Source organism: Bacteroidota bacterium, from assembly GCA_021300195.1.
Lineage (GTDB): Bacteria > Bacteroidota > Bacteroidia > J057 > JAJTIE01 > JAJTIE01.
The window spans coordinates 1-22,905 of the sequence record JAJTIE010000030.1 but is presented as its reverse complement, the minus strand read 5'-3'; the positions used below and the strand labels follow the sequence as shown (position 1 = coordinate 22,905).

Annotated in this window: 25 protein-coding genes; 19 read left to right on the top strand and 6 right to left on the bottom strand. The window is 58.7% G+C overall.

The annotated features are described in order from the left end of the window. Position 1 precedes the first annotated feature (1 nt). Positions 2-448, top strand: a complete 447-nt coding sequence (locus LW884_07530; GenBank protein MCE3008177.1) for a hypothetical protein — start codon at positions 2-4, stop codon at positions 446-448. Positions 449-537: 89 nt separating this feature from the next. Here LW884_07530 and LW884_07525 read toward each other — a convergent pair whose 3' ends face one another. The 3 genes from LW884_07525 to LW884_07515 all read right to left on the bottom strand — a co-directional run bounded on the left by LW884_07525 (position 538) and on the right by LW884_07515 (position 3,606). Further along, complete coding sequence (locus LW884_07525; GenBank protein MCE3008176.1) at positions 538-1,788, bottom strand: GTP-binding protein; 1,251 nt, start codon at positions 1,786-1,788, stop codon at positions 538-540. A 102-nt stretch (positions 1,789-1,890) separates the two neighbouring features. Next, positions 1,891-2,817 carry a sulfate adenylyltransferase subunit CysD gene (cysD, locus tag LW884_07520; GenBank protein ID MCE3008175.1) on the bottom strand — a complete coding sequence of 309 codons (927 nt, stop codon included), beginning with the start codon at positions 2,815-2,817 and terminating at the stop codon, positions 1,891-1,893. A gap of 81 nt (positions 2,818-2,898) precedes the next feature. Beyond that, on the bottom strand, positions 2,899-3,606 hold the full coding sequence (locus tag LW884_07515; GenBank protein MCE3008174.1) for a phosphoadenylyl-sulfate reductase: 708 nt from the start codon (positions 3,604-3,606) through the stop codon (positions 2,899-2,901). Between the two features lie 346 nt (positions 3,607-3,952). Between LW884_07515 and LW884_07510 the strand changes: the two genes are divergently transcribed. The 8 genes from LW884_07510 to LW884_07475 all read left to right on the top strand — a co-directional run bounded on the left by LW884_07510 (position 3,953) and on the right by LW884_07475 (position 8,812). Beyond that, positions 3,953-4,300 (top strand): 4Fe-4S dicluster domain-containing protein, encoded by a 348-nt coding sequence (locus LW884_07510; GenBank protein MCE3008173.1) that lies wholly within the window; start codon positions 3,953-3,955, stop codon positions 4,298-4,300. 98 nt (positions 4,301-4,398) lie between these two features. Beyond that, a complete protein-coding gene (locus LW884_07505; protein MCE3008172.1) occupies positions 4,399-4,881 on the top strand; it encodes a hypothetical protein in 483 nt (160 codons plus the stop codon). A 185-nt stretch (positions 4,882-5,066) separates the two neighbouring features. Further along, positions 5,067-5,291, top strand: a complete 225-nt coding sequence (locus LW884_07500) for a hypothetical protein (protein ID MCE3008171.1) — start codon at positions 5,067-5,069, stop codon at positions 5,289-5,291. Positions 5,292-5,570: 279 nt separating this feature from the next. Next, entirely contained in the window at positions 5,571-5,813 is a 243-nt protein-coding gene (locus LW884_07495) for a hypothetical protein (GenBank protein MCE3008170.1), read from the top strand. A gap of 78 nt (positions 5,814-5,891) precedes the next feature. Continuing rightward, the gene (locus tag LW884_07490) at positions 5,892-6,671 is read left to right on the top strand and encodes an enoyl-CoA hydratase-related protein (protein ID MCE3008169.1); all 780 of its coding nucleotides are present in this window, start codon (positions 5,892-5,894) and stop codon (positions 6,669-6,671) included. Positions 6,672-6,714: 43 nt separating this feature from the next. Next, positions 6,715-7,920: an acyl-CoA dehydrogenase family protein gene (locus LW884_07485; protein ID MCE3008168.1), complete on the top strand. Its 1,206-nt coding sequence runs from the start codon at positions 6,715-6,717 to the stop codon at positions 7,918-7,920. A gap of 10 nt (positions 7,921-7,930) precedes the next feature. Continuing rightward, positions 7,931-8,515, top strand: a complete 585-nt coding sequence (locus LW884_07480; GenBank protein ID MCE3008167.1) for an FkbM family methyltransferase — start codon at positions 7,931-7,933, stop codon at positions 8,513-8,515. A gap of 27 nt (positions 8,516-8,542) precedes the next feature. Next, positions 8,543-8,812, top strand: coding sequence for a hypothetical protein (locus LW884_07475; GenBank protein ID MCE3008166.1), 270 nt, complete (start codon positions 8,543-8,545; stop codon positions 8,810-8,812). Positions 8,813-9,008: 196 nt separating this feature from the next. On the opposite strand, the gene LW884_07470 is transcribed toward LW884_07475, so the two are convergent. Beyond that, positions 9,009-10,004: a bifunctional phosphoglucose/phosphomannose isomerase gene (locus LW884_07470; protein MCE3008165.1), complete on the bottom strand. Its 996-nt coding sequence runs from the start codon at positions 10,002-10,004 to the stop codon at positions 9,009-9,011. A gap of 118 nt (positions 10,005-10,122) precedes the next feature. Here LW884_07470 and LW884_07465 point away from each other — a divergent pair, with 118 nt between their 5' ends. Genes LW884_07465 through LW884_07450 form a run of 4 tightly spaced genes read left to right on the top strand, consistent with a single transcriptional unit; the run spans position 10,123 to position 14,069 of the window. Further along, the gene (locus tag LW884_07465; GenBank protein MCE3008164.1) at positions 10,123-11,295 is read left to right on the top strand and encodes a hypothetical protein; all 1,173 of its coding nucleotides are present in this window, start codon (positions 10,123-10,125) and stop codon (positions 11,293-11,295) included. Positions 11,296-11,314: 19 nt separating this feature from the next. Next, positions 11,315-12,472: a WG repeat-containing protein gene (locus LW884_07460; GenBank protein ID MCE3008163.1), complete on the top strand. Its 1,158-nt coding sequence runs from the start codon at positions 11,315-11,317 to the stop codon at positions 12,470-12,472. Positions 12,473-12,481: 9 nt separating this feature from the next. After that, entirely contained in the window at positions 12,482-13,465 is a 984-nt protein-coding gene (locus tag LW884_07455; protein ID MCE3008162.1) for a VWA domain-containing protein, read from the top strand. Further along, positions 13,458-14,069 carry a hypothetical protein gene (locus tag LW884_07450; protein ID MCE3008161.1) on the top strand — a complete coding sequence of 204 codons (612 nt, stop codon included), beginning with the start codon at positions 13,458-13,460 and terminating at the stop codon, positions 14,067-14,069. The genes LW884_07455 and LW884_07450 overlap by 8 nt, the downstream gene beginning before the upstream one ends. An 83-nt stretch (positions 14,070-14,152) precedes the next feature. On the opposite strand, the gene LW884_07445 is transcribed toward LW884_07450, so the two are convergent. After that, positions 14,153-14,443, bottom strand: coding sequence for a PAS domain-containing protein (locus LW884_07445; GenBank protein ID MCE3008160.1), 291 nt, complete (start codon positions 14,441-14,443; stop codon positions 14,153-14,155). A gap of 228 nt (positions 14,444-14,671) precedes the next feature. Here LW884_07445 and LW884_07440 point away from each other — a divergent pair, with 228 nt between their 5' ends. The 6 genes from LW884_07440 (at position 14,672) to LW884_07415 (ending at position 22,249) form a co-directional block, all read left to right on the top strand. Next, on the top strand, positions 14,672-16,426 hold the full coding sequence (locus tag LW884_07440) for a hypothetical protein (GenBank protein MCE3008159.1): 1,755 nt from the start codon (positions 14,672-14,674) through the stop codon (positions 16,424-16,426). A gap of 89 nt (positions 16,427-16,515) precedes the next feature. After that, positions 16,516-17,229, top strand: coding sequence for a pirin family protein (locus LW884_07435; protein ID MCE3008158.1), 714 nt, complete (start codon positions 16,516-16,518; stop codon positions 17,227-17,229). A gap of 132 nt (positions 17,230-17,361) precedes the next feature. Next, positions 17,362-19,269 carry an ATP-binding cassette domain-containing protein gene (locus LW884_07430; protein MCE3008157.1) on the top strand — a complete coding sequence of 636 codons (1,908 nt, stop codon included), beginning with the start codon at positions 17,362-17,364 and terminating at the stop codon, positions 19,267-19,269. Then, complete coding sequence (locus LW884_07425; GenBank protein ID MCE3008156.1) at positions 19,233-20,564, top strand: DUF5103 domain-containing protein; 1,332 nt, start codon at positions 19,233-19,235, stop codon at positions 20,562-20,564. Before LW884_07430 ends, LW884_07425 begins: the two co-directional genes overlap by 37 nt. A 60-nt stretch (positions 20,565-20,624) precedes the next feature. Next, positions 20,625-21,239 (top strand): putative DNA binding domain-containing protein, encoded by a 615-nt coding sequence (locus LW884_07420; protein ID MCE3008155.1) that lies wholly within the window; start codon positions 20,625-20,627, stop codon positions 21,237-21,239. Between the two features lie 2 nt (positions 21,240-21,241). Beyond that, the gene (locus LW884_07415; protein MCE3008154.1) at positions 21,242-22,249 is read left to right on the top strand and encodes a virulence RhuM family protein; all 1,008 of its coding nucleotides are present in this window, start codon (positions 21,242-21,244) and stop codon (positions 22,247-22,249) included. A 53-nt stretch (positions 22,250-22,302) separates the two neighbouring features. On the opposite strand, the gene LW884_07410 is transcribed toward LW884_07415, so the two are convergent. After that, positions 22,303-22,905, bottom strand: a 603-nt coding sequence (locus LW884_07410; protein ID MCE3008153.1) for a DNA methyltransferase, incomplete at its 5' end; no start/stop codon positions are given.

The window sequence follows — 22,905 nt, the reverse complement described above, 5'->3', positions numbered from 1 at the left end:
TATGCAAAATATATGGATCTTCCCATTGGCACGCAAGGCCAGTGAGGATCTTCGCTCGGAACTCGAACAGGTTTTGGCGGGCTGGAAGGCACACGGTAAGCCTGTGCCTAGCCGGATGCAGTTTGTAGAAGACAGGCTGCTGGTGGTAGAGGCACTGGACGAAAAGAGTGGCTGTAGCATAGACTGGATGACGCAGATGGTGCTAGCCCGCGTGGCCCGGCATGGAAATCAGCTGCTGGATGCCAGTACCGTCTTCTACTATCGGGCCGACCGCTTGTGCGAATGCCACTACAACCAGGTGCCCGACCTGCTGCAGCGCGGTGTGCTGGCACCCCACACGCAGGTGCTGGACATTACCTGTGTACACCGGGGTTCGCTGGATGGGCTACGCACCACCATGGCCAGCAGCTGGCTGAGCCGCTTCCTGCCGCTGGAGGTATCTGAGTAGCCTGGGCGGCCATTATTGTCGGGCACAGGCATCGCACGCAACTGACCTGCTGGCCCGGATACCCGGGCCGGACCGCATGAACCACAGGTTTAAGCCAGAACCATGCCGCCGGCCACCGTGTCATTTCGGGTAGGTTCTATCAGGATGAAGGCTCCGTTGGCGGGGTTGGTCGTATAGGCATCGGCAAATACGGGGCCACCCAGGGCCAGGCGCACACGGGCAATGTCGTTTAGCTGCAGCTGGGGCACATCGGGCACTTCCGTTTGGGTTTCTATGTCTACTTTGTGTACAATCTGCTGTAGCTTGCAGGGCAGCCGCTGGCTGTTGTGCTGCAGGATCAGTGCCGTGCCTGGCTTCAGCGGGCGTGGGTCCATCCAGCACAGGTTGGCCTCCAGCAGGCTTGTTTCTTCTGGCAGTGCCTCGCTGGCCGCCAGCAGGTCGCCCCGGCTAATGTCTATCTGGGTATCCAGCTCCAGGGTTACGGAGGCGGGCGCTATGGCACGCTCCAGCTGCTTGTCTCCCAGGCTAATGTGGGTAATGGTGGCGGGCATGTAGCTGGGTAGTGCGGTGATGGTGTCTCCCACCCGCAGGCTTCCGCTTAGCACTTTGCCCATATAGCCCCGGTAGTCGTGCAGTTCGGCAGATTGTGGGCGGATAACCCCCTGCACCTGAAAGCGCATGGGTAGGTCTCTGGGCTGGCCCACAGGCAGGGCCTCCAGCAGGCCCAGCAGGGTGGGGCCTGTGTACCAGGGCATGTCGGCCTGGGCGGGGTGCACCACGTTCTGGCCCGTGCGTGCGGCGGCGGGCAGGGTATACAGCTGCTCATCGGCCAGGCCCATGCGGGCTGCCATAGCCCGGAAGTCTGCGCAAATAGCCTCGTAGCGGCTGGCGGAGTAGTCTACCAGGTCCATCTTGTTTACGCACAGCACAAAGTGCCGCAGGCCCAGCAGCTGGCATAGAAGGCTGTGGCGGCGTGTTTGCTCCATTATGCCATTTCGGGCATCCACCAGCAGCAGCACGGCCTCGCTATTGCTGGCGCCGGTTACCATGTTTCGGGTGTACTGCACATGGCCGGGCGTGTCGGCTATGATGAATTTGCGTGTGGGGGTATGGAAGTATTTGTAGGCCACATCTATGGTTATGCCTTGCTCGCGCTCGGCCCGCAGGCCGTCAGTCAGCAGCGAAAGATCCAGCGAGCCATCTGTTCTGCCTACCGAGCCGCGCTCGATGCTTGCCAGTATGTCCAGCGGCACATTGTTGCTGTCGTACAGCAGGCGGCCCATCAGCGTGCTTTTGCCGTCGTCCACGCTGCCTGCGGTCAAAAATCGTAGAATCTCCATTTTTTCTCTTTGGGGGTATACCGTCTTTCTTTTTCTATCGTTGCGCCGCCGCTGCCTGGGCTCGCTTATGCCGGTGTGTGTGGTTGTTTTGTGCGGTTTTACTCAAAAATAGCCGCCTTTTTTTCGGTCTTCCATGGCTGCCTCGCTGGCCTTGTCATCTATCCGGGTGCCGCGCTCGGTTATCTGTGCCTGGCTTATTTCTTCGATGACGGTATCCAGGGTGTCGGCCTCAGACTCCAGGGCTGCGGTGCAGGAGATGTCTCCCACCGTGCGAAAGCGTACACGCAGGCTTGTTACTTCGTCCGCTCCGTCAATCTCCAGGATGGGGTGGGCAGCCAGCCACTGCCCCTGCCTGCGCACTACCTGGCGGGTGTGGGCAAAGTAGAGGGTGGGTAGGGCTATCTGCTCGCGGCGGATGTAGTTCCACACGTCCAGTTCGGTCCAGTTGCTTATGGGGAAGCAGCGTACATTCTCGCCGGGGTTTATTTTTCCATTGTACAGGCTCCACAGCTCGGGGCGCTGGCGCTTGGGGTCCCAGGCCCCCAGGCTGTTCCGAAAGGAGAATACCCGCTCCTTGGCCCGCGCCTTTTCTTCGTCTCTGCGGGCACCCCCTATGCAGGCATCGTAGCCCTGGGCCTGTATGGTGTCTAGCAGCGTAACGGTTTGCAGGGCATTGCGGCTGGCGTTTTTGCCCGTTTGCTCCACCACCTTGCCGGCATCTATGCTGTCTTGCACATAGCCTACCACCAGCCGCGCGCCCGTTTGCTTCACCAGCTGGTCGCGAAAGGCAATTACTTCTTCAAAGTTGTGCCCAGTGTCTATGTGCACCAACGGAAAGGGTAGGGGCCCAGGCGCAAAGGCCTTGCGGGCCAGGTGCACCAGGGTAATGGAGTCTTTGCCGCCGGAGAAGAGCAGCGCAGGCCGTTCAAACTGGCCTGCCACTTCGCGCAGGATGTAAATGGCTTCTGCCTCCAGGGCATCCAGGTAGTCCAGGTGCAGCAGGGCTTGGGTGGGTGCGTGTGTTGACATGTGTGGTGGGGTGGCTTGTGGGCCAGGATATAGGGCCGTATGGCGTGCGTTTTGCGGGATCAAATTTACGGAACAGCCAGCTTACTCGTGTTCGTGCAGGCCGCATTCCTTCTGGCTCTGCTCCCACCACCAGCGCCCGGCCCGTGGGTCTTCGCCCGGGCTTATGGCGCGGGTGCAGGGCTGGCAGCCTATGCTGGGGTATCCCTGGTCGTGCAGCTTGTTGTAGGGGATGTGATGGGCATGAATATAGTTCCACAGCTGCGTCTCGGTCCAGTAGAAGATGGGGTGAAACTTGAGCACCCGATGCGTTTCGTCCCACTCCAGGGGCTGCATTTCGCTGCGGTGGGTGCTCTGCTCGGCCCGTATGCCGGTTATCCACAGGCTGGCACCCTGCAGGGCACGCTGCAGCGGCTCTACCTTGCGTATATGGCAGCAGTGTTTGCGGGCCTCCACGCTTTCGTAGAAGCTGAAAGGGCCCTGCTCACTCAGCAGCCGCTCTACTGCCGTATGCTGCGGGAAGTAGACCTGTATGGGTAGGCCCGGGTAGCGGCTGCGGGTTTGGTCTAGCAGCTCATAGCTCTCGGCAAACAGGCGGCCAGTATCCAGGGTGAATATCCGCACTGGCAGCGCTGCCTGCGCCAGCAGGTGGGTAATTGCCTGGTCCTCGGGGCCCAGTGCCGTACTGAACACGGCCGTGCCTGGGTGCTGATGCACCAGCAGCTGCAGGGCATCCGATTCGGACAATCCTACGAGCGAGTGGATTAAGCTGTCTATTTCAGTCTGAAGCATTTCGGGGGGGTATGTGTGGCGGGTTGTTTGTGGTTTCTTGCTTAGCATAAAGGGAAGCCTGTATGCAAGGAGACCGGTCTCGTTTTGGTAAGCGTTCGTTGTTTTTGCGGAATTTTAAATTGAAAATATAAATTTTTTTGTGCTATTTAAAAATATTATACCATAAAATAATTACATCTGGGTTTAGTTCGGGCCTTGTAGAGGTGTTTTCGTGCCCCTGCGGAATCGTGTAAACTGAAAATTTGCCTCATATTTGCAGCGCAAAGCGGAATTATTCTTTTACAGCCGGTATTTTGCTATACAGCCGCCCAGGCGGTTGCCAAAAGAACCAAAACGGAAGATACAGATGGCTATTGTGATAACAGAGGAATGCATAAACTGTGGTGCCTGCGAGCCGGAATGCCCCAATACGGCCATTTATGAGGGGGGGGCCAAGTGGAGTTATGCCGATGGTACGCACCTGAAGGGTCAGATTGACTTTGGCAACGGGGTGGTGATCGGGGCAGAGGACATGCAGGTCCCGGTATCTGAGGAGCTGTACTACATTGTGCCCAGCAAGTGTACCGAATGTATGGGCTTTCATGAAGAACCCCAGTGCGCGGCCGTATGCCCCGTAGACTGCTGCGTGCCCGACCCCGAGCATGAGGAGGCCGCCGAAACCCTGCTAGCCAAGCAGCAGTGGATGCACGGCTGATCCTTTGCCCACGGTACAGATTCTGGTGCGCTGTGCGTTTGGCATGAAATTTGCCGTGCTCCTGGTATAGAACCACCCTTCATTGATCTAAACGAAACATGAGAAAATCTTTTCTTTTCATCGGGCTTGCGGCCTTGCTCTTTGCCGTATCTCTACCCGAAGCCTATGCCCAGCGCGGCGTGCGAAACAACCGCACCCCCACACTGCGCGATGACAGCCGCCAGGCCCTGCGCCGCACCAATCGGGCCATCCGGCATGCCCAGCTAGCCGTAAAGAGCGGGAAGAACTATACGGGCCATCTGGGCCGTGCAGTGCGCCACCAGCGCTATGCCCGCGCCCTGCACGTACAGGGCCGCTACCGGGCTGCCATCCACCATGCACGCTATGCCCGCCGCCTGGCACGCATTGCCATTGTGAACAACAAGCAAAGTGTGCCGGCAGACCTGGATAGCCTGAACAAAGAGGATGCAGACTACGCCAGCGACAGCCCATCTGACACGGCACTGGACGCGGACCTGCCAGCGGGAGAGGTTACGGACCAGGAGGCGGCGGACAGCGAGCTGCCCGATGACGCGGAATAAGCCCCCCCCAGACAGATACAGATAAGGAGGCCGCCAATCTGGTGGCCTTTTTTTATGCTCAAACACCCCGACACCTCTTCTCTGTCGCGATTTGCCTGCCTCTTGGGCCCTTGATCTACCACACCACACCCCTCATGGAGGCAGCCGAAGGGCCGGGGCGATTTTTTTTTCCCAAGATTTGCAGCATGAAAAGGATACTGGCGATAGGCATGCTGGGCATAGTGGCTGTGGCGGCTGTGCTGTGGGCCGTCCTGCTACAGCAGCAGCAGGATGGGCTTTGGCAGCGGTATGCGGAACAGGAACGCGCAATCCTGCAGCTACAGCAGCAGCGGGATTACTACCGGCAGCAGTGGAAGGCCTGCACCACTCAGCATCCACAGCCCCCTTCTCCGTTGGTGGATATTAAGTAGGCACCTGCGTTTGAGAAATGAAGATCGGCTACTAACTTGCCAGGGCTAAATCGGTAAGACGCGGGTCTTGTCTCCACCAGGTGTGTGGGCAGATACGTGTCCTAAACTGTACCCAAAGGAGCCCGAACGCATCGGGCTCCTTTGTATTTACAGCAGGAAGTGCAAGGCCCCGCACAGGGAGCCATGCCCCTGTAATCCCGGACAAAAATGGATGGAACCAAACGGGCACAATTTGTTGTTCTTACGCTGTCCGCCCGCATACCAATTAGTAGTATTACAATGGCTAGAAAAATACGAGGTGCAGTGAAACCGCAGGTAAATGCAGCACTGAAGGGCTTTGATGTAGAGATCAATGCCTTTGGGGAGATTGTCTCCTCTTACGACATCAATAAGCTAAACCAGTTTCTGGACGAAAAGGTGGACGACAAGAAGTTTAAAGGGGTAGACGTGGTAAAACGTACCCATCCTGGCGAAGGCGAGGGCCAAGACGAGGCCGAAGAAGAAAGCGCCCCGCATGTTTAGCCAATGGTGTCTCTCAGCCCGATATAGTCTGAAAAGCCTTTGTATATTTGTGCACTAAACGACTTTAGTTGCAGTGCTATGCCGTATACAGTTTTAGAGCTAGTCCGAACCGGTAAAACCTGTGTGCTGCGGATACAGCGGCCCGAAGTGCTGAATGCCCTTAGCCGCACGGTGCTCCAGGAGCTTTCCGATGCCCTGGACGAGCTGGAAGACGATGCCAGCGTTCAGGGTATCATACTCACCGGCGCAGGAGACAAGGCCTTTGTAGCAGGAGCAGATATTAGCGAGATCAAGGCACTATCGCCGAGCCAGGTAGCAGCGTTCAGTACCTATGGTCAGCAGCTTTTCGCGCGTATCGAGCAGTTTGCCAAGCCCATTGTTGCCCTGGTAAATGGCTTTGCCCTGGGCGGCGGATGCGAGCTGAGCATGGCCTGCCACCTGCGTGTGGCCACACCCAAGGCCAAGTTTGGCCAGCCCGAGGTAAACCTGGGCATTATAGCCGGCTATGGGGGCACCCAGCGCCTGCCCCGCCTGATCGGCAAGACCAAGGCCATGGAGCTGCTGCTTACCGGAGACATGATAAAGGCTGAGGAAGCCGAGCGCCTGGGCCTGGTAAACGCCGTGAAGCCCGAGGAAGAAGCCATGGACTATGCCCTGGCGCTGCTGGGCAAGATCTACCAAAAGGCCCCGCTGGCCGTAGCCGCCACCATTACCAGTGTGAATGCGGCCTTTGATCCCGCCCAGGATGGCTATCAGGTAGAGGCTGCCCAGTTTGCCAAAACAGCCAATAGCCACGATGGTAAGGAAGGTACATCGGCCTTCCTGGAAAAACGTACCCCCGTCTTTACCGGGGCTTGATCTTTAATCAGGCTTCCCCCCATCTATTGTCTTTTCAAGAACCATGAGTACCGCTACAAAAACCGCCACATACACCGCCCCAGACTACTTTCAGCTGGACGACCTGCTAACCGATGAGTATAAGCTGATACGCAGTAGTGTGCGCAAGTGGGTGGATGAAAAGCTAAAGCCCATCATAGAGGACTATGCGCAGCGGGCCGAGTGCCCCACCCACCTGATACCCGAGATGGCCGAGCTGGGGGTATTTGGCCCCATGCTGCCCGAGGCCTATGGCTGTGCAGGCTTGGACTATATGGCCTACGGCCTCATCATGCAGGAGGTGGAGCGGGGCGACAGTGGCATACGCTCTATGGCCTCCGTACAGGGTAGCCTGGTGATGTATCCCATCTATGCCTACGGCAGCGAGGAGCAGCACCGCAAATACCTGCCCAAGCTGGCGAGTGGCGAGTGGATGGGCTGCTTTGGCCTGACGGAGCCTGACTTTGGCAGCAACCCCAGTGGCATGGCCACCCACTATGAGGACAAGGGCGACCATTACCTGCTGAATGGCAGCAAACTCTGGATCAGCAACGCCCCCTTTGCGCAAATAGCAGTAGTGTGGGCCAAGAATGAAGAGGGCCGCATCCACGGCCTGATCGTGGAGCGTGGTATGGAGGGCTTTACCACACCCGAGATCCACAATAAGTGGAGCCTGCGCGCCAGCGCCACCGGGGAGCTCGTGTTTGACAACGTGAAGGTGCCCAAAGCCAACCTGCTGCCCAACGTAAGCGGCCTGAAAGGCCCCATGGGCTGCCTGGATAGTGCCCGCTACGGCATAGCCTGGGGTACCATTGGCGTGGCGATGGAGTGCTACGACGTAGCCCTGAAGTATGCCCTGGAGCGCATTCAGTTCGACGTGCCCATTGCCTCTTTCCAGCTGACCCAGAAGAAGCTGGCCGAAATGCTGACTGAAATAACCAAAGCACAGCTGCTAACCTACCGCCTGGGCCAGCTGAAGAACGAGGGCAGAGCTACCAGTGCCCAGATAAGCATGGCCAAGCGCAATAATGTGGACATGGCCCTACACATTGCACGCGAGGCACGCCAAGTGCTGGGCGGTATGGGCATAACCGGGGAGTATCCCATCATGCGCCACATGGCCAACCTGGAGAGCGTGATAACCTACGAGGGTACGCACGACATACACCTGCTGATAACGGGTATGGACGTAACCGGTATGCCAGCCTTTCGCCGGGATTTGAAACAATAATGTTACTTATTTGAAAAAAACAATTAATAGTATTGTCAATTTTTGTCGCAGGACATTGGCAAACATCCTTAGGCCTATCTCTCCGCCTGAATTCATTTTTCAGCGTTTGCATTTCAGAGGGCCATTCTCCATATCTACGGATGGTGGAGATAAGCTCATGATGATTAATTACAACGACCATATATCGAATCGTTATTTCTGGGGAGGCCTGAAGACACCTTGGGAGTATACGAGTCGCGAGATTTGGCGGTCGTTGACAAAAGATGCTTCCGTCATTTTGGACATTGGAGCTCATAATGGCTCTTATTCTCTCGAAGCAAAGCTTGCAAATCCTGCTGCGCGAGTTATTGCTATCGAACCAAATTCAAACATAGCAGAGCGGGCAGCTGCCAATTTCAGACTTAATAAGTTTGACGTTGAGTTAGAGAATGTTGCTGCAGGTAGAGAGGAGTCTGTTTTAGCATTTAACGGTTGGTCTTTTTTGCATCAAGTGGGTAAGAATGAGGTTAAGACTGAAATAAGGGTTCGGCGAGTTTCTGACTTATTGGCAGAAAAGAACATACATCATCTAGGTCTGCTTAAGATTGACATATAGGGATATGAGCCTGAGGCATTTAGGGGTATGCTGGATGTGTTGGAGAGATGCAGGCCGAGTATAATTCTGGAGGTAAATAGTGAAGAAGAAGCAAGAAATGTTCGAGCGGTCTTAGGACATATTCACTACCAATATTTTCAGATTGAGCCGCATGGATTTTTGCGAAAAATGAATGAGATTTCTATTGATCGGAAGGAGCAAGTCCGCGATCTCTATAAAGAGCGGAATATGCTGATCTGCCGCGAGGAGGTGGCCCAGCAGCTTTTTGTTGCTCTTCCCCATTTGAGGGTTCTGTAGAACCTTCGGGTAGTACACTTTTTCAGGCGGGGGAAATTCAGCCCGACCATCGACCTTCGGCCGCTCGCCAGTTTATTCGGGAACACGGGGGCGCTTGTGTGCCCTCCACCGGTTACTTGCGGCGGGGCTATTGCCTGCGGTGTGCCGCTGCATCTGGCCGGGCGATCTATCTGCATCCCGGCTGGTGGTGGAGAAACTAGATGGACTTGGCCAGCTCGTTTTTCAGGTAGTCGATTACCTTTACGGGTGTGGCTTCCACCCCGTTGGCCTCGGCCAGGTACCAGCTTAGCCAGTCGCCATAGTGTAGCAGGTACAGCAGCTGGGCTAGCAGGCCTGTGCCCTTGGCCTCCACGGTGTGCACCGTAGCACCGCGCTGGCGCAGGATATCCGCATTCAGCCCCCAGCGTAGCTGCACCCGTTCGTGGTCAAAGCGGGTGCGGAGTAGCACTACCTGGGCTTGCCCAGTCATAAACTGCGGGTGTTCCCATCCCACCAGCTCATTGTGGTTCATCTCGGGCACCACGTGGTGCCAGCACAGCTGCTTGCTGTTCTCGTTTATCTGCTGCCGCCAGCGTATAGCCATGCTTTCGGCCAGGTTTCCGCTATAGATGGCCACGGCCTGATCCTTTAGCTGCTGGGCCAGTGCCCGTGCCAGCTCGTGGTCGGCAAAGGATTCCACCGTTGTTACGGCTTCCTCCAGGTCTGCCTTGAAGTCGGGCAGCTGCCCCACGGCATGCAGGATAAACAGCAGCTGGATAAAGCTGTAGCCACAGCTGGCACGGGGTGGCTGCCCACCCGGTATGAGGATGCAGGGTAGCTGCTGCTGGCGGGCAAAGTCTGCCAGCGCACCCCCGCTGGTAATGCAGTACACCTGTGCGCCACGGGCATGGGCCAGCTGCACCGTAGTCAGGGTTTCCTCGGTATTACCGCTATAGCTGCTGGCTATCACCAGGGTATGCGGCCCCACAAAGGCAGGTAGCTCGTAGCCCCGCAGGATGCTAATGGGGCTCTTCAGGTGCTCAAATCCATAGTCTCGCACCAGCTCTGCACCAAAGGCCGAGCCACCCAGACCCAGCACTACAATTTGGTGAATCGGGTTTGCTCCGCCTTCCAGCTCGGCATCCGCGCCAATCTCTATGGCGCGGCGCATCTGGACGGAGAATTGCTGTATCAGCTCGTGCATGGGATCCATAGGGGCAATAGGTATGGGTGATTGTGCTATTTGAGAAAATAAGAAAATAAAGGAGACACTACGCCAGCAAGCGCAAAACTACAAGATTAACCCCAATTAACCCTAAATTGCAACCCTTATGATGCGATTAACTTTACTGGTCTGCCTGGCCCTACTGCTGGTGGGCTGCAGCCACCAGCCAGTGGCGGTAGAAAAAAAGTACCCCAATGGGCAGGTAAGCGAGCGATACAGCCTAAATACAGATAGCCTGAAGACAGGCCCGTACATCAGTTATTTCCCCAACGGGAAGCCGTTTGAAGAGCTGGTGTACGAGCAGGGCCGGCTACTGACGGTACTGCGTATTCGCGATAGCAGCGGCAGGGTGCTGGATAGCGCCTGCCTGAGGGATGGCACCGGCTACTACCCCCACTACACACCCGATGGGCGCCTGACTGCACGCACCCACTATGCAGACGGCCAGCCCCATGGCCTGCTGGAGGTGCTGCGGGCTGATGGAGAAAAGGTACAGCTAAATCTGCGCTACCGCAATGGTGCCCTGGTGGCAGACGAGCACCCGCTCTATCGGGCCGAAATACAGACCGCAGCGGTGGATAGCAGCGGCAATACGCGGCTGCCCGACGGCCCCCAGATTCCGGGCTTCACCGTTGCTACGCCAAACCAGACCATGGCGCTACTGGTCCAGCAGGCACATGCAGCCCTGTATGGCACTGCCGCCCCAGAGTTCCGGCAGGCCTACAAGGAGAAGGACCTGGTTACCTACCTGGACTTTGCCCACCGCATGCTGGGCGACCTGAAGCGCTATCGCATAAGCAGTTGCCAGCCCCTGCCAGCCCAGGGGGGGCGGAGCGTAGCCCAGGTAAGCTACCAGACCGAGCACACACACACCACCGCCAGCACGGTACTGGAGTATGTGAAGGATGCGGCGGGGAAGTTTCGCCTATCGCAGATCAGCTTTCAGCCCGCAGAAGGCAGCGTGCTACCAGCTACCCGAGACGTAGCCCGAACCGAGCTGAGGCTGCTGATGGAGCAGAAGCCTGGACTGCTGTATGACCGTGCCGGGCCTGCTATGAAGCAGATGCCCAGGGCGCAGTTTATCCAAGGCATGAGCCTGCTGTATCAGCAGGGCGACCTGAGCAACCCCAGGCTCATCAATACCTCGCTGGGCCTGGCCGAGGGGGTGCCTGTACTGGTACTCATCTACCAGTTCGAGATCAAGGGCCAGCCCCTGCCCATACCCCTGGTGTATAAGGAGGTACAGGGCAAATTTGTTTTCGAGGGCATACAGATCTAATTTCCGGTACTTGTCTGGTATGGAGCGCTATTCCTTTCTTGATTCGGCCCTGCATTGGGCCAAGAGCTACCTGTGGGTATGCCTGCTGGGCCTATTGCTGCCGGCCACTTCTGCCGCACAGCCTGCCCGCATCTACCGGGGTGCCGCCCGGCAGCAGGGGCACTACGCCCTGCTAAGGGAGTCGGGTCAGCCCATTACGCCCTTTCGCTACGAGCGAATCGGATTGTTTGGCGACGGGCTGGTGCCCGCCATGCGGCAGGGCAAATGGGGCTACCTGGACAGCACTGGCCAGGAGGTAATCCCCTTTTACTACGATGCGGCACGCAGCCCCTCGGGCGGGCTGGTGGCTATCAAGCTAGGGCAGGAATGGGGCTACCTGGACTACCAGGGGCAGCCCAGGATAAAGCCCCGCTATGAGGAGGTGGGCGACTTTGCCGCCGGGCTGGCACCCGCCAGGCTAAATCAGCTATGGGGCTACATAGACACCGCCGGATTCTGGATCATCCAGCCAAGTTATCGCTATGCCTATCCCTTTCGGCAGGGGCTAGCCCTGGTAAGCCTGGATGGCAAACTGGGCTTTATCCGCCCAGATGGCAGCTGGGCCATCCAGCCGCTGTATGACGAGGCCTACCCCCACCACAGCGGCCTGGCCGAAGTAGCCCAGGACGGGCAGTGGGGCTACCTGGATACGGCGGGCACCGTGCGCATTCCACTGGATCTGCGGCGCACAGCCCCTTTTGTCCAGGCCGTCACGGTGGTGCAGGCCACAGATGGCTGGCACCTGATGGACCCACAGGGCCACCGGCTGAGGAGCCTGCGCTACCAGCACTGTGGGTGGCCCGTGGAGGGCCGCATACGCTACCAGCAGCATGGCAGCTGGGGCTACCTATCGGTGGAGGGGGCCGAAGCAGTGCCCGCCGCCTTTGACCAGGTGCTGGACTACTCCGAGGCAGTAGCGGCCGTAAAGCTGCGTGGCAAATGGGGCTATATAGACCTGGATGGGCGGCCTATTGTGCCCCTCAAGTTTGAGGCAGTACGCAATTTTTCTGGCGGCATAGCCCCGGCACAGGAGAATGGCCTGTGGGGCCTGCTGAAAAAGGATGGTAGCTGGCTGGTAGCCCCCCAGTATGAGGAGGTTATCGCCTTTCAACCCATACCAAGCCCACAAGCCCCCTAGGATACAGCCATGCAGTGGGGACAGCTACATGCGGCCTGGGCCTTTGCAGGCCTGCCACTACTTTTCCTGGCCTACCGCTGGCAGTACAGGCGGCTGCAGCAGGTGCAGCACTACTATAGCCTGTATCCGCGGGTGCTCCGGCTAGCCCGGGTGCGGCACGGGCTGCTACTCCTGGCCTATGCCTGTGCGGTACTGGCCCTGATGGACCCGCAGCTGTCCAAGCCAGCGGCCAGCCAACCCGCCCCCCTACAGGTGATGATGGCCCTGGATGCCAGCCAGAGCATGGAGGTGCAAGACCTGCAGCCCAGCCGGCTGGCTGCCACCCGGCAGCTGATGTGGCAAGTGGCCCGGCAGCTGGAGGGGCAACAACTCGGGCTCATTGGCTTTGCTGATTTCCCCTATACCTATGTGCCCTTTACCCGAGATCTGGATGCCTTTGAGCTACACCTGAGGGACCTGGACAGCCGCCAGTTTTCCAGCGGACGCACCCAGCTGCGCTATGCCCTGCGGCAGGCCTATGCCCACTACCTGAACCTGGACACTGCCCAGCAGCAATATGGCGGCCGGGTGCTGCTGCTGTTTACCGATGCCGAAAGCCGCGAGCCCAGCTATGAGAGCTGGCTATTGCGGCTAGCGGGCATGGGGGTAAAGCTCATCCCCGTACTGGTAGGCACCGAGGTCGGCGGGCCCGTACCCAGGCCAGATGGCACTGGCTACTACCTGCTGGCAGATGGCAGCCCGGCCATCAGCCGCCCGGATAGGCTAAGGCTGGACAGCCTGGCAGCGCGCTTTGGCCAGCAGGTATACCGGCTACAGGGCCAGCGGGATAGTAGCCTGGCGCAGGCCCTGGCCCAAGAGGTGCTGGCTACCCCCCGCTACTACCCCCCGGGGCGGCTGGCAGTGGCTTCGGCCTATCAGTATCCGTTGCTACTGGCCGTTGTCTGCTTTTTGCTATCTTTCCTGGCGGTACCCAAGCGAAGCGTACATGAGTAGCCAGTGTCGCACCCCTTTATCCTACAGCCGCCTATTCGGCCTGGCCTGCTGCTACCTGCTGTGTACGGCACAGGTGGGCACCCAGCAGGACGAGCTGGCCCGGCAGTTCAACCGGGCCCAGAAGCTGCTGAAAAGCGGAGCCTATGCGCAGGCCGAAAGTGGCTACGCACGCCTGTACGCGCGCCTGCCCGGCCCGGCCCGCGCTACCGTACACAACAACCAGGCGTGGGCCCAACTACAGCAGGATGCTAAGCCCGACGAGGCCGCCGTACGCGCCGCCAAAAACCAACTGATACGGGCGCTAAGCCTGGACCCCGATAATGACCTGGCCCGATACAACCTGGAGCTGCTACTAAGGCGCTACCCGCCACCGCCCAGCCCGCCACCGCCGCCAGCCACCGAGGTGCCGGATAGCCCCCAGCCACAAACCCTGCCCACCGAGGGTAACGGGAAACGCGCCACCTACGAGTCGCAGAGCCTGGATGACATAGAAGCCATGATGCAGCGCCTGGCAAAGGAAAAAATCCAGTACTTTCACCAGGCTCGCAAGGACGTAGCCCGCACGACGCCGGATGGTAGAGACCCTGCGTACCAGCCCTGGTAGCCCATGGTCCGGCACGCGTTCTGCAAACGGGTGTTCATACGCGGCAGCCTTTATGCCCGCACAGGCACCCGGGCCATGCCGGGCTACAGAATGGCAAAATCCAGGGGGTGCTCCTCTCCCAGCTCTTCAGCCAGCAGGATCAGGTAGGCTTGATCGGAGAGCAATAATTTTTGCGCGGTGAGAATGACCGGAATAGCCGCATCATCCTTGCGCCGGAGCAGCCACTTGCTCTCTGCCAAGTCACCCGTTAGCCGTAGCAGTAGCCACTGCTGCTCAAAGCGTTCTACCTCATCCGGGTCTAGCAGCGCCTGCCAGGCCAGCCCGTCCAGCTCGTCGGGCAGATAGCCGGTCATAATGCCAAAGGCCAGATTCACACGCTCGATGGCGCAGGTATCGGAAAGGATGCTGTACGCATCTAGCCGAGAGCCGATCTCTCTCTCTTCAGTTCGGGCAGGCTGCTCAGCGCGTCAAAGCGATGCAGCCTGGGTTTAATAAGGTTAAGCATGGGTTGCCTGGAATCAGATTCACAAACATAACACTGTACAGGTTTCATCCGGTTTGCTCCGGTACACGAAGTCTCTATTTTCAGTAGTTTTGCGGCCATGTCGGGCCCCATACGCTACCTGCTGCTGGCACTTATACCTACGCTCTGTATCACACGGGGTATTGCACAAGACGGGGATCTGCCGCTGAATGACGAGGTCTATCACCTGATAGACCGATATGACATACAGGGCCGCCTGCCCGAGGCTATCCCCAGCACGCTGAAGCCCTATGGCCGGGAGGTCGTGACTGAATGGCTGCGGCAGGCCGACCAGACCGGGCTGCGCAGGCGGGCACTCAGCTGGCAGCACCGGAGCCGCATACTGGTAGACGATGACTATGCCCGCGAAAACGGAGGCGAGGGGCTGGGCTACACCTTCTTCACCAACCACCGCGACCTGATAAGCTGGCAGGTGTACAAGGGGCCAGACAGCATCTACCTGGACGAGCGAGGCCTGAAGCGCGCCCGCAAGGGCGGACCCTTCAACGCCAAGGTGTTTATAAACCCCGTGGTGTATGGCGGCTACGGCCTGGAGCAGACCGACCTGGGCACCGAGTCCAGCCGAACGGTGTACCGCAATAGCCGAGGGGCCAGCCTGAGGGCCAGCCTGTTTGGCAAGGTGGGTGTGTATACCGAGGTGCTGGATAACCAGGTAGGGCCTCCGGTCTTTTTTCAGGAGCGCGTGCGTGCCCGATCGGCCATACCCGGCGAGGGGTTCTACAAAACTTTTCGGACAGATGGCTACGACTATCTGAGTGCCAAGGGCTACCTGACCTATAGCCCCGTAAAGCCCGTGCGCATCAAGCTGGGACGAGACCGTGTGCACTGGGGCGATGGCTACCAGAGCATGCTGCTCAGCGACCACGCCACCGACTACTACATGCTCAACTTCCACACCCGCATCTGGAAGCTGGAGTACATGAACCACTTCACCCAGATGATCGACCTCATCCCCAACAAGCCGGACGCCATAGGCGCACAGCCGCGCAAGTATGGGGTGTTTCACCACTTGGCCTTCCGGCCAAACAAGAAATGGAGCATCGGGATATTCGAGTCTGTCATCTATGCCCCTGTGCTGCCCAATGGCAACCGGGGATTTGAGATCCAGTATCTGAACCCGCTCATCTTCTACCGCACTATAGAGCAGTACGTGGGTAGCCCCGATAACAGCACCCTGGGCCTGACGGGCAAGGTAAACGTGCTGCGACGCCTGCAGCTGTATGGCCAGCTGATGATAGACGACTACAACTTTGCCCAGCGCGCCAACGGCTCGGGCTATTGGGGAAACAAGTTCGGCCTACAGGGTGGGCTAAAGTATATAGACGTGCTGGGGATAGAAACCCTGGATATGCAATTGGAGGCCAACACGGCCCGCCCCTACACCTACGCGCATTACAATATCAGCGCCAACTACGCACACTACAATCAGCCCCTGGCACACCCACAGGGTGCCAACTTCCGAGAGTTTACCGGCATCCTGCGCTACCAGCCCCTGCCGCGCTTTTTTGTGCAGGCTACCGTAGTGTGGCTGGATCAGGGCCTGGATCAGAACGGGCAGAACCTGGGGGCCGATATCTTTCGTGCCAATGGCACCCAGCCCAATGACTTCGGAAACACCATTGGCCAGGGCCTGCGCTACCGCCAGCTGCAGGTGCAGGGCCGCGTAAGCTACCAGATATGGTGGCTAAACGCATTCGTAGATGCCGAACTCTTTGTACGCGCCCAGGACGTGCCCGGCCCGCCGCCAGACCGAACCACCTGGGCCACCCTGAGCCTGCGCTGGAACATTCCACACCAGCCCCTCAAATTCTAGGCCCGGGGCGCATGCACCCACGGCCATCATACGGGAACCAGGATTCAGGTTTTGGGGTTTTGATGTACGAACATTGATTTTTCCTCATTATGAAAACAGTCTTTCATGCGGCCAATAGCCGCGGGCATGCCAACCATGGCTGGCTGGACAGCTACCACAGCTTCAGCTTTGCAGGCTACTACAACCCCGATCGGGTGCACTTCGGCGCACTGCGGGTGCTGAATGATGACGTGGTGGCGGGCGGGGCCGGTTTTGGCACCCACCCCCACGAGGATATGGAGATTATCTCTATCCCCCTACGGGGTGCCCTGGAGCATAAGGACACCCTGGGCACCGGCTCGGTGATTCATACAGGCGATGTTCAGGTAATGAGTGCTGGCACCGGTATCCAGCACTCGGAGTACAACCCCAGCAAGACGGAAGAGGTAAACTTCCTGCAAGTATGGGTTTTTCCGCGCCAAAAGGGCGTAAAGCCCCGCTACGACCAGTGCCGCTTTGAGCCCACAGCCCGCGCAAATGCCTGGCAAACCCTGGTAGAACCGGCCGGCAAAGCGGGCCTGATGATCCACCAGGATGCCTGGTTTCACCGCGCCGACCTGAAAGCCGACACAAGCCTGGCATACCCACTACAGGCTAGCCAGAATGGTGTATACTTCTTCCTGCTGCACGGCAGGGTGCAGATAGGTGCGCACACGCTGGATAAGCGGGATGCCCTGGGCGTGTGGGAGACACAGACCGTAACCGTAAATGCCCTGGAAGACAGCCAGCTGCTGGCCATCCAGGTGCCCATGCACACCAGCTGACGTGTACTGCCCTCGCCGGGCTAGTGCCAGGGCAGAGAAGACAGGCCGGTGGAGGCACCGTGTAGGGGAGAGGCCTGGGTGTTTCTCCCCTTTTTTGTGCATCCCCCGTGGGTGCGCTATCTTTGTAGCCAGATGATAACGTTTCAGCAGGTAAGTTTTGACTTCGCAGGGCGGGTGCTCTACAGCGATGTAAACTGGCAGATCAGCGAGGGGCAGCGCATAGGCCTGGTGGGCAAGAATGGCACCGGCAAGAGTACGCTGCTGCGGCTGATAACAGGCGAGTACACCCCCGTGGAGGGCAAGATCACCCGATCGGGCGAGCTACGCCTGGGCTTCCTGAATCAGGATCTGCTGTCCTTCAGCTCCACAGCCAATATACTGGAGGTAGCCATGGGCGCCTTTGAAGAGCCCCTGCGCCTGGAGCAGGAGATAGAGGCCCTGCTACAGCAGCTGGAGCACGACCAGAGCGAAGAACTGCTGCACGACCTGGCCGAGAAGCAAACCCGCTTTGAGCTGCTGGGTGGCTACGAGATGGAGGCCCGTGCCCACGAGGTGCTGAATGGCCTGGGCTTCGACGAGGCCGACCGCCAAAAGGCCTACAACGCCTTCAGCGGCGGCTGGCGCATGCGCGTCATGCTGGCCAAAATCCTGCTGGCAAAGCCCAACCTGCTGCTGCTGGACGAACCCACCAACCACCTGGACCTCCCCTCCATCGAGTGGATAGAACAGTACCTGCAGGGCTATGGCGGCACCTACATCATCGTAAGCCACGACCGCTATTTCCTGGACCGTATGGTGACCGAGGTGGTGGAGGTGCTGCACAGCAGGCTGCACTTCTATACCGGAAACTACAGCCAGTTTCTGGAGCAAAAGGAGGAACGCATGGCCATACACAAGTCGGCCTACGAAAATCAGCAACGATTTATCTCGGAGAGCGAGCGCTTTATCAACCGCTTTCGCGCCAAGGCCACCAAGGCCAGCCAGGCCCAGAGCCGCATGAAAATGCTGGACAGACTGGACCGGCTGGAGGCCCCCGAGGAAGACAAGACCAGCATCAGCCTGCGCTTCGACATAGACGTGAATCCCGGAGCCGACATCCTGACCCTGGAGCAGGTAAGCAAAACCTACGATAGGCCCATCCTGAACGAGGCCGAGGCCGTGGTGCGCCGGGGAGACAAAATCGGACTCATTGGCGCAAATGGCACCGGAAAGAGCACCGTGCTGCGCATACTGGCAGGCACCGAGGCACACCAGGGTAGCCGACGGGAGGGCTACAATGTGCACAGCACCTTCTTTGCCCAGCACCAGCTGGAGTCGCTTACCCTGGATAATACCATCCTGGACGAGCTGCGAAGCCACGCACCGCACAAGGGCGACACCTACATTCGCACCATCCTGGGTAGCTTCCTCTTCACCGGCGACGACGTGGAGAAGAAAATAAAAGTACTAAGCGGGGGCGAGAAAAGCCGCGTAGCCTTGGCCAAAACCCTGGTGAGCCGGGCCAACTTCCTGCTGCTGGATGAACCCACCAACCACCTGGACCTGCAGAGCATCGAGATCCTGATGCAGGCCCTGGCCACCTATGCCGGCAGCTATGTGGTGGTGAGCCACGACCGATACTTCCTGCAGCATGTAACGAACAAGATATGGTACATAGAGGGCCAGCAGATAAGAGAGTACCCCGGCACCTTTGGCGAATATGAAGCCTGGAAGGCCCGGCAGGCCACAGCCAGCCCGGCACCTGCCAAGCCCGCACAGAAGCCCCCTGCAGCCGAGAAGCCAGCCAAACAATCCACCCAAGAAAGCCCCGACCCCAAGCAGCTGAAAACAGCCCAAAACCGGCTGAAAAACCTGGAGCGACAGGTGGAGCAGACCGAGGCGCAGCTGGCCGAGCTGGCCGGAAAAATGGCCGGACCCGAGCATGCGTCCGACTTTGGCAAGCTGGCCGAACTACAGGCGCGCCACGATGCCCTGAGCAAGACCCTGGACCAACTGATGACCGAATGGGCCGAAGCCGAAGCCACCCTGGCACAGCTGTAGCCACCCTGCTGCTGCTGTGCCAGCTGCACCACCCACTGCCCATGCTGGCACAGCGTGGCGAAAAGCCGCGCCCGGCCTGGAAAAACAAGGAGCTGCAGTACGCCGACCAGGTGTATGAGGCAAACATCCGGACTGTGCAGCTGTATAGGCAAGACGACGAGCTAAGCTTTCCCTACCTGGTGCTGGGCCAGGGCAGCTACCTGAACCTGGAGTTTGACATGCTACAGGCCCAGCCCGAGCAGCTGTTTTACACCATCGAGCACTGCGATGCCAACTGGCAGCGTAGCATGCTCATCCCCATCGAGTACTACTCCTCCTTCCTGGGCAACCCCATGAATGACTACCGCAGTAGCCAGAATACCCGCACACCCTACATCCACTACCAGCTGACGATACCCAAAGAGGGCACCGCATTCAAGGTAAGCGGAAACTACCTGCTGAAGGTGTATCGAAATGGGAACGAACGAGACCTGCTGCTCACCCGCCGCTTTGTGGTGGCCGAGGAGGGCATCCGCATCGTGCCCGACCTGGTAACACTGCCCAGCCGGGGGGCCACACGCGGCTACCAAACGGTTAACTTCAGCCTATACCCCACCCGTGTACCCATGCGCGACCCCAGCCGCGAGCTACAGTTCCAGCTGGTGCAGAATGGCCGCTGGCAGGGCGCTGCCACCCCCATAGAGCCCGCCTACCAGTACCCGGACCACCTGGAGTATCGGTTCGACAGAAAGCTGGAGTACAGCGGCGGAAATGAGTTTCGCTGGTTCGACCTGAGAGACGTAAGCCGTGCTACCAACCGCGTGGCCAGCATCTCCTACACCGATAGCTGCGACCAGGTGCAGCTGCTGGAAGACAAAGCCCGGCCGCAGCTCACCTACTTTACCGAGCCCGACTTCGACGGTGCCTACTACATTGGCACCCGGCAGTACCCCATGGCCGATGTGGAGGCCGACTACCTGTGCACCACCTTCAGCCTGCGCCTGCCCGATAGCTTTCCCGCAGGCGAGTTGTACATCCGGGGTGCCTTCAGCCTGTGGCAGCTAGACCCCACCTATCGCCTGTTCCGCCTGGACGACATGGCCCTGCTCACCACCAAGCTGAAGCAGGGCATCTACAACTATGAGTACGTGCTGCTGCCCCCCGAGGGCAGCCCGCAGACCGAGCTGCTGGAGGGCAGCTTCAGCGAAACGGGTAATACCTACCACATCCTGGTATACTACCGCCAGCCTACCGACCGCTACGACCGGCTGATAGGCCTTGAGGCCGTAAGCACCAGCCCCGCTGTGCGCCGATGAGCCCCGCCAGGGGCTGAACCCCAAGCGAATGGCCCGGCAAAATCACTAATGGTATCCCCCATGCCCGAATCCCACAACATAGAATACAAGCAAAACTGGCACGACGACTACCTGAAGTGGGTATGCGGCTTTGCCAATGCGGTGGGGGGTATCATCTACATAGGCAAAGACGATGCGGGCAAAGTAGTGGGCGTAGCAGAGGCCAACCGCCTGTCCATCTGGAACGAAGGCACCCTGCCAATGGGCCTGAGCCTGGACGACCTACGCAAGGAGCACACCTCCCACCCTCGCAACCCCATTATTGCCGATGCCTGCTTCAAGGCTGGATATATTGACTCGTGGGGACGTGGCACCCTCAAAATTATCGAAGCCTGCAAAGCGGCAGGCCTGCCCGAGCCGGAGATACGGGCGGAACAGGGCGGCATGCGCATTACACTACACCATACGCTAGCGGGGTTGGGTGATGGGTTGGGTGATAGCCAAGCACAGATACTTCAGCTTATCCAACAAAACCCGGCTATATCTATACCAGAGATGGCTCAACACATAGGTATTAGCACAACAGCTATTGAAAAGAACCTAAAAACACTTAAAGACCAAAAGCGAATACAACGCACGGGCACACCCAGAAAAGGATACTGGCAAATCATCCCTCCCAAGAAACCAAACGAGTAACCATGTCCAGCGAAATACTCCTCTACCAGGCCGATGACGGGCAGCTGAAGATACAGGTGCGGCTGCAAGAAGACACCGTGTGGCTCACACAGGCGCAGATGGCAGCGCTGTTTGACAAGGACAAGCGAACCATATCGGAGCACATAGCAAACGTCTTTCAAGAGGGTGAACTCTCGGAAGATGCAGTTGTCCGGAAAATCCGGACAACTGCGGCGGATGGCAAAAACTACGATACCAACCACTACAACCTGGATGTCATTATCTCGGTAGGGTATCGGGTGAAGTCGCTACGGGGTACGCAGTTCCGCATGTGGGCCACTCAGCGGCTGCGGGAGTACCTCACCAAGGGCTTTACCATGAACGACGACCTGCTGAAGCAGGGGGGCGGCTACTTTGAGGAGCTGCTCGACCGCATCAGGGACATCCGGTCGTCCGAGAAGATATTCTACCGCAAGGTGCTGGAGATATACGCCACCAGCATAGACTATGACCCAAGGGCCGAGCTAACGCAGCAGTTTTTCCAGACCGTGCAAAACAAGCTGCACTGGGCATCGCATGGGCATACGGCAGCCGAAATCATCTATGAGCGGGCCAATGCGCAGGAGCCTTTTATGGGGCTAAAGGCATTCAAAGGGAAGCACCCCACCAAACAAGAGACAAGCATAGCCAAGAACTACCTGACGGAGGAGGAGCTGGCCATGCTGAACCGCCTTGTTTCGGCCTACCTGGACATAGCCGAGATAAACGCCATGCAGCGTAGGCCCATGCACATGCAGGACTGGATAGCGCTGCTGGACGGCTTCATCCGCATGAGCAGGCAGGATGTGCTGACCCATGCGGGCAGCATATCGGCACAGCTGGCCAGGCAGAAGGCCCATGACGAATACGAAGCCTACACACGCAAGGCCGCCGAAGACCTGTCTGAAGTAGAAAAGCAGTTTATTGCCAGTATAGAGCAGGCACACAAGAAGCTGAACGCAAAGAAGCTGCCCAAGAAACCAACCGAATAGCCCCTGCCCGGCCTAATACGCCCGCCCCGCCTGCCGCACCCGGCCCCGTGCTGCTAGCCCGCCGGGTTTAGCACCGGGTCTATGGCCCGGTCTACCTCCTGCATCAGGCGGTGGGTGTGGGCCAGGGCAGCGATGAGGCGCTGGTAGTGCAGGATGTCGTCGTAGCCCAGGCTGCGGCCCTGCCGGTCTTTCAGCCACTTCTGCGCGGGCTGGTAGCCGCCTATGTAGTGCTGCCAGGCCACCAGGGGGATGCCCTCAAAGCACTGGGTGCCATTCAGCCAGATGCGGCCCAGCTGCTGCCCGGCATCGTACAGCTCCCAGTCTGTGCGGGCTATTTTGGTCTCTATCCGGTCGGTACCCGGGTGGGGATAGCTGGCCAGGGGCTCATCCAGCGCGGGGTGCTGCAGCAGGTGCAGCTGCCGCAGCTGTGCCCCCAGGCCCGCCAGCTGCCCGAAGGCCGCCGCATCTGCAGGGTAGGGGATGCGCGGGAAGTCTACCTTCAGAAACTCCTTATACGTCTCTCGGTAGGCGGGGCTGTGCAGCACGGCATAGATATAGTCCAGCAGGTCCAGGGGGGCAAAGGTGCCGGGGGTGGCTTCTTTTTCGGGCGTGTAGCGCAGGCCCAGGCCCTGGGCTATGCGCGCCACCAGCGCCGG

What these genes read in the sequence shown, in the direction of transcription:
- LW884_07455 (MCE3008162.1), top strand. Translation starts at nt 12,482, where the DNA reads ATGCAGTGGGGACAGCTACATGCGGCCTGGGCCTTTGCAGGCCTGCCA.
- LW884_07485 (MCE3008168.1), top strand. Translation starts at nt 6,715, where the DNA reads ATGAGTACCGCTACAAAAACCGCCACATACACCGCCCCAGACTACTTT.
- LW884_07505 (MCE3008172.1), top strand. Translation starts at nt 4,399, where the DNA reads ATGAGAAAATCTTTTCTTTTCATCGGGCTTGCGGCCTTGCTCTTTGCC.
- LW884_07495 (MCE3008170.1), top strand. Translation starts at nt 5,571, where the DNA reads ATGGCTAGAAAAATACGAGGTGCAGTGAAACCGCAGGTAAATGCAGCA.
- LW884_07425 (MCE3008156.1), top strand. Translation starts at nt 19,233, where the DNA reads ATGGGCCGAAGCCGAAGCCACCCTGGCACAGCTGTAGCCACCCTGCTG.
- LW884_07450 (MCE3008161.1), top strand. Translation starts at nt 13,458, where the DNA reads ATGAGTAGCCAGTGTCGCACCCCTTTATCCTACAGCCGCCTATTCGGC.
- LW884_07490 (MCE3008169.1), top strand. Translation starts at nt 5,892, where the DNA reads ATGCCGTATACAGTTTTAGAGCTAGTCCGAACCGGTAAAACCTGTGTG.
- LW884_07460 (MCE3008163.1), top strand. Translation starts at nt 11,315, where the DNA reads ATGGAGCGCTATTCCTTTCTTGATTCGGCCCTGCATTGGGCCAAGAGC.
- LW884_07440 (MCE3008159.1), top strand. Translation starts at nt 14,672, where the DNA reads ATGTCGGGCCCCATACGCTACCTGCTGCTGGCACTTATACCTACGCTC.
- LW884_07510 (MCE3008173.1), top strand. Translation starts at nt 3,953, where the DNA reads ATGGCTATTGTGATAACAGAGGAATGCATAAACTGTGGTGCCTGCGAG.
- LW884_07530 (MCE3008177.1), top strand. Translation starts at nt 2, where the DNA reads ATGCAAAATATATGGATCTTCCCATTGGCACGCAAGGCCAGTGAGGAT.
- LW884_07430 (MCE3008157.1), top strand. Translation starts at nt 17,362, where the DNA reads ATGATAACGTTTCAGCAGGTAAGTTTTGACTTCGCAGGGCGGGTGCTC.
- cysD (MCE3008175.1), bottom strand. Translation starts at nt 2,817, where the DNA reads ATGTCAACACACGCACCCACCCAAGCCCTGCTGCACCTGGACTACCTG.
- LW884_07515 (MCE3008174.1), bottom strand. Translation starts at nt 3,606, where the DNA reads ATGCTTCAGACTGAAATAGACAGCTTAATCCACTCGCTCGTAGGATTG.
- LW884_07470 (MCE3008165.1), bottom strand. Translation starts at nt 10,004, where the DNA reads ATGGATCCCATGCACGAGCTGATACAGCAATTCTCCGTCCAGATGCGC.
- LW884_07415 (MCE3008154.1), top strand. Translation starts at nt 21,242, where the DNA reads ATGTCCAGCGAAATACTCCTCTACCAGGCCGATGACGGGCAGCTGAAG.
- LW884_07420 (MCE3008155.1), top strand. Translation starts at nt 20,625, where the DNA reads ATGCCCGAATCCCACAACATAGAATACAAGCAAAACTGGCACGACGAC.
- LW884_07500 (MCE3008171.1), top strand. Translation starts at nt 5,067, where the DNA reads ATGAAAAGGATACTGGCGATAGGCATGCTGGGCATAGTGGCTGTGGCG.
- LW884_07525 (MCE3008176.1), bottom strand. Translation starts at nt 1,788, where the DNA reads ATGGAGATTCTACGATTTTTGACCGCAGGCAGCGTGGACGACGGCAAA.
- LW884_07435 (MCE3008158.1), top strand. Translation starts at nt 16,516, where the DNA reads ATGAAAACAGTCTTTCATGCGGCCAATAGCCGCGGGCATGCCAACCAT.
- LW884_07475 (MCE3008166.1), top strand. Translation starts at nt 8,543, where the DNA reads ATGCTGGATGTGTTGGAGAGATGCAGGCCGAGTATAATTCTGGAGGTA.
- LW884_07465 (MCE3008164.1), top strand. Translation starts at nt 10,123, where the DNA reads ATGATGCGATTAACTTTACTGGTCTGCCTGGCCCTACTGCTGGTGGGC.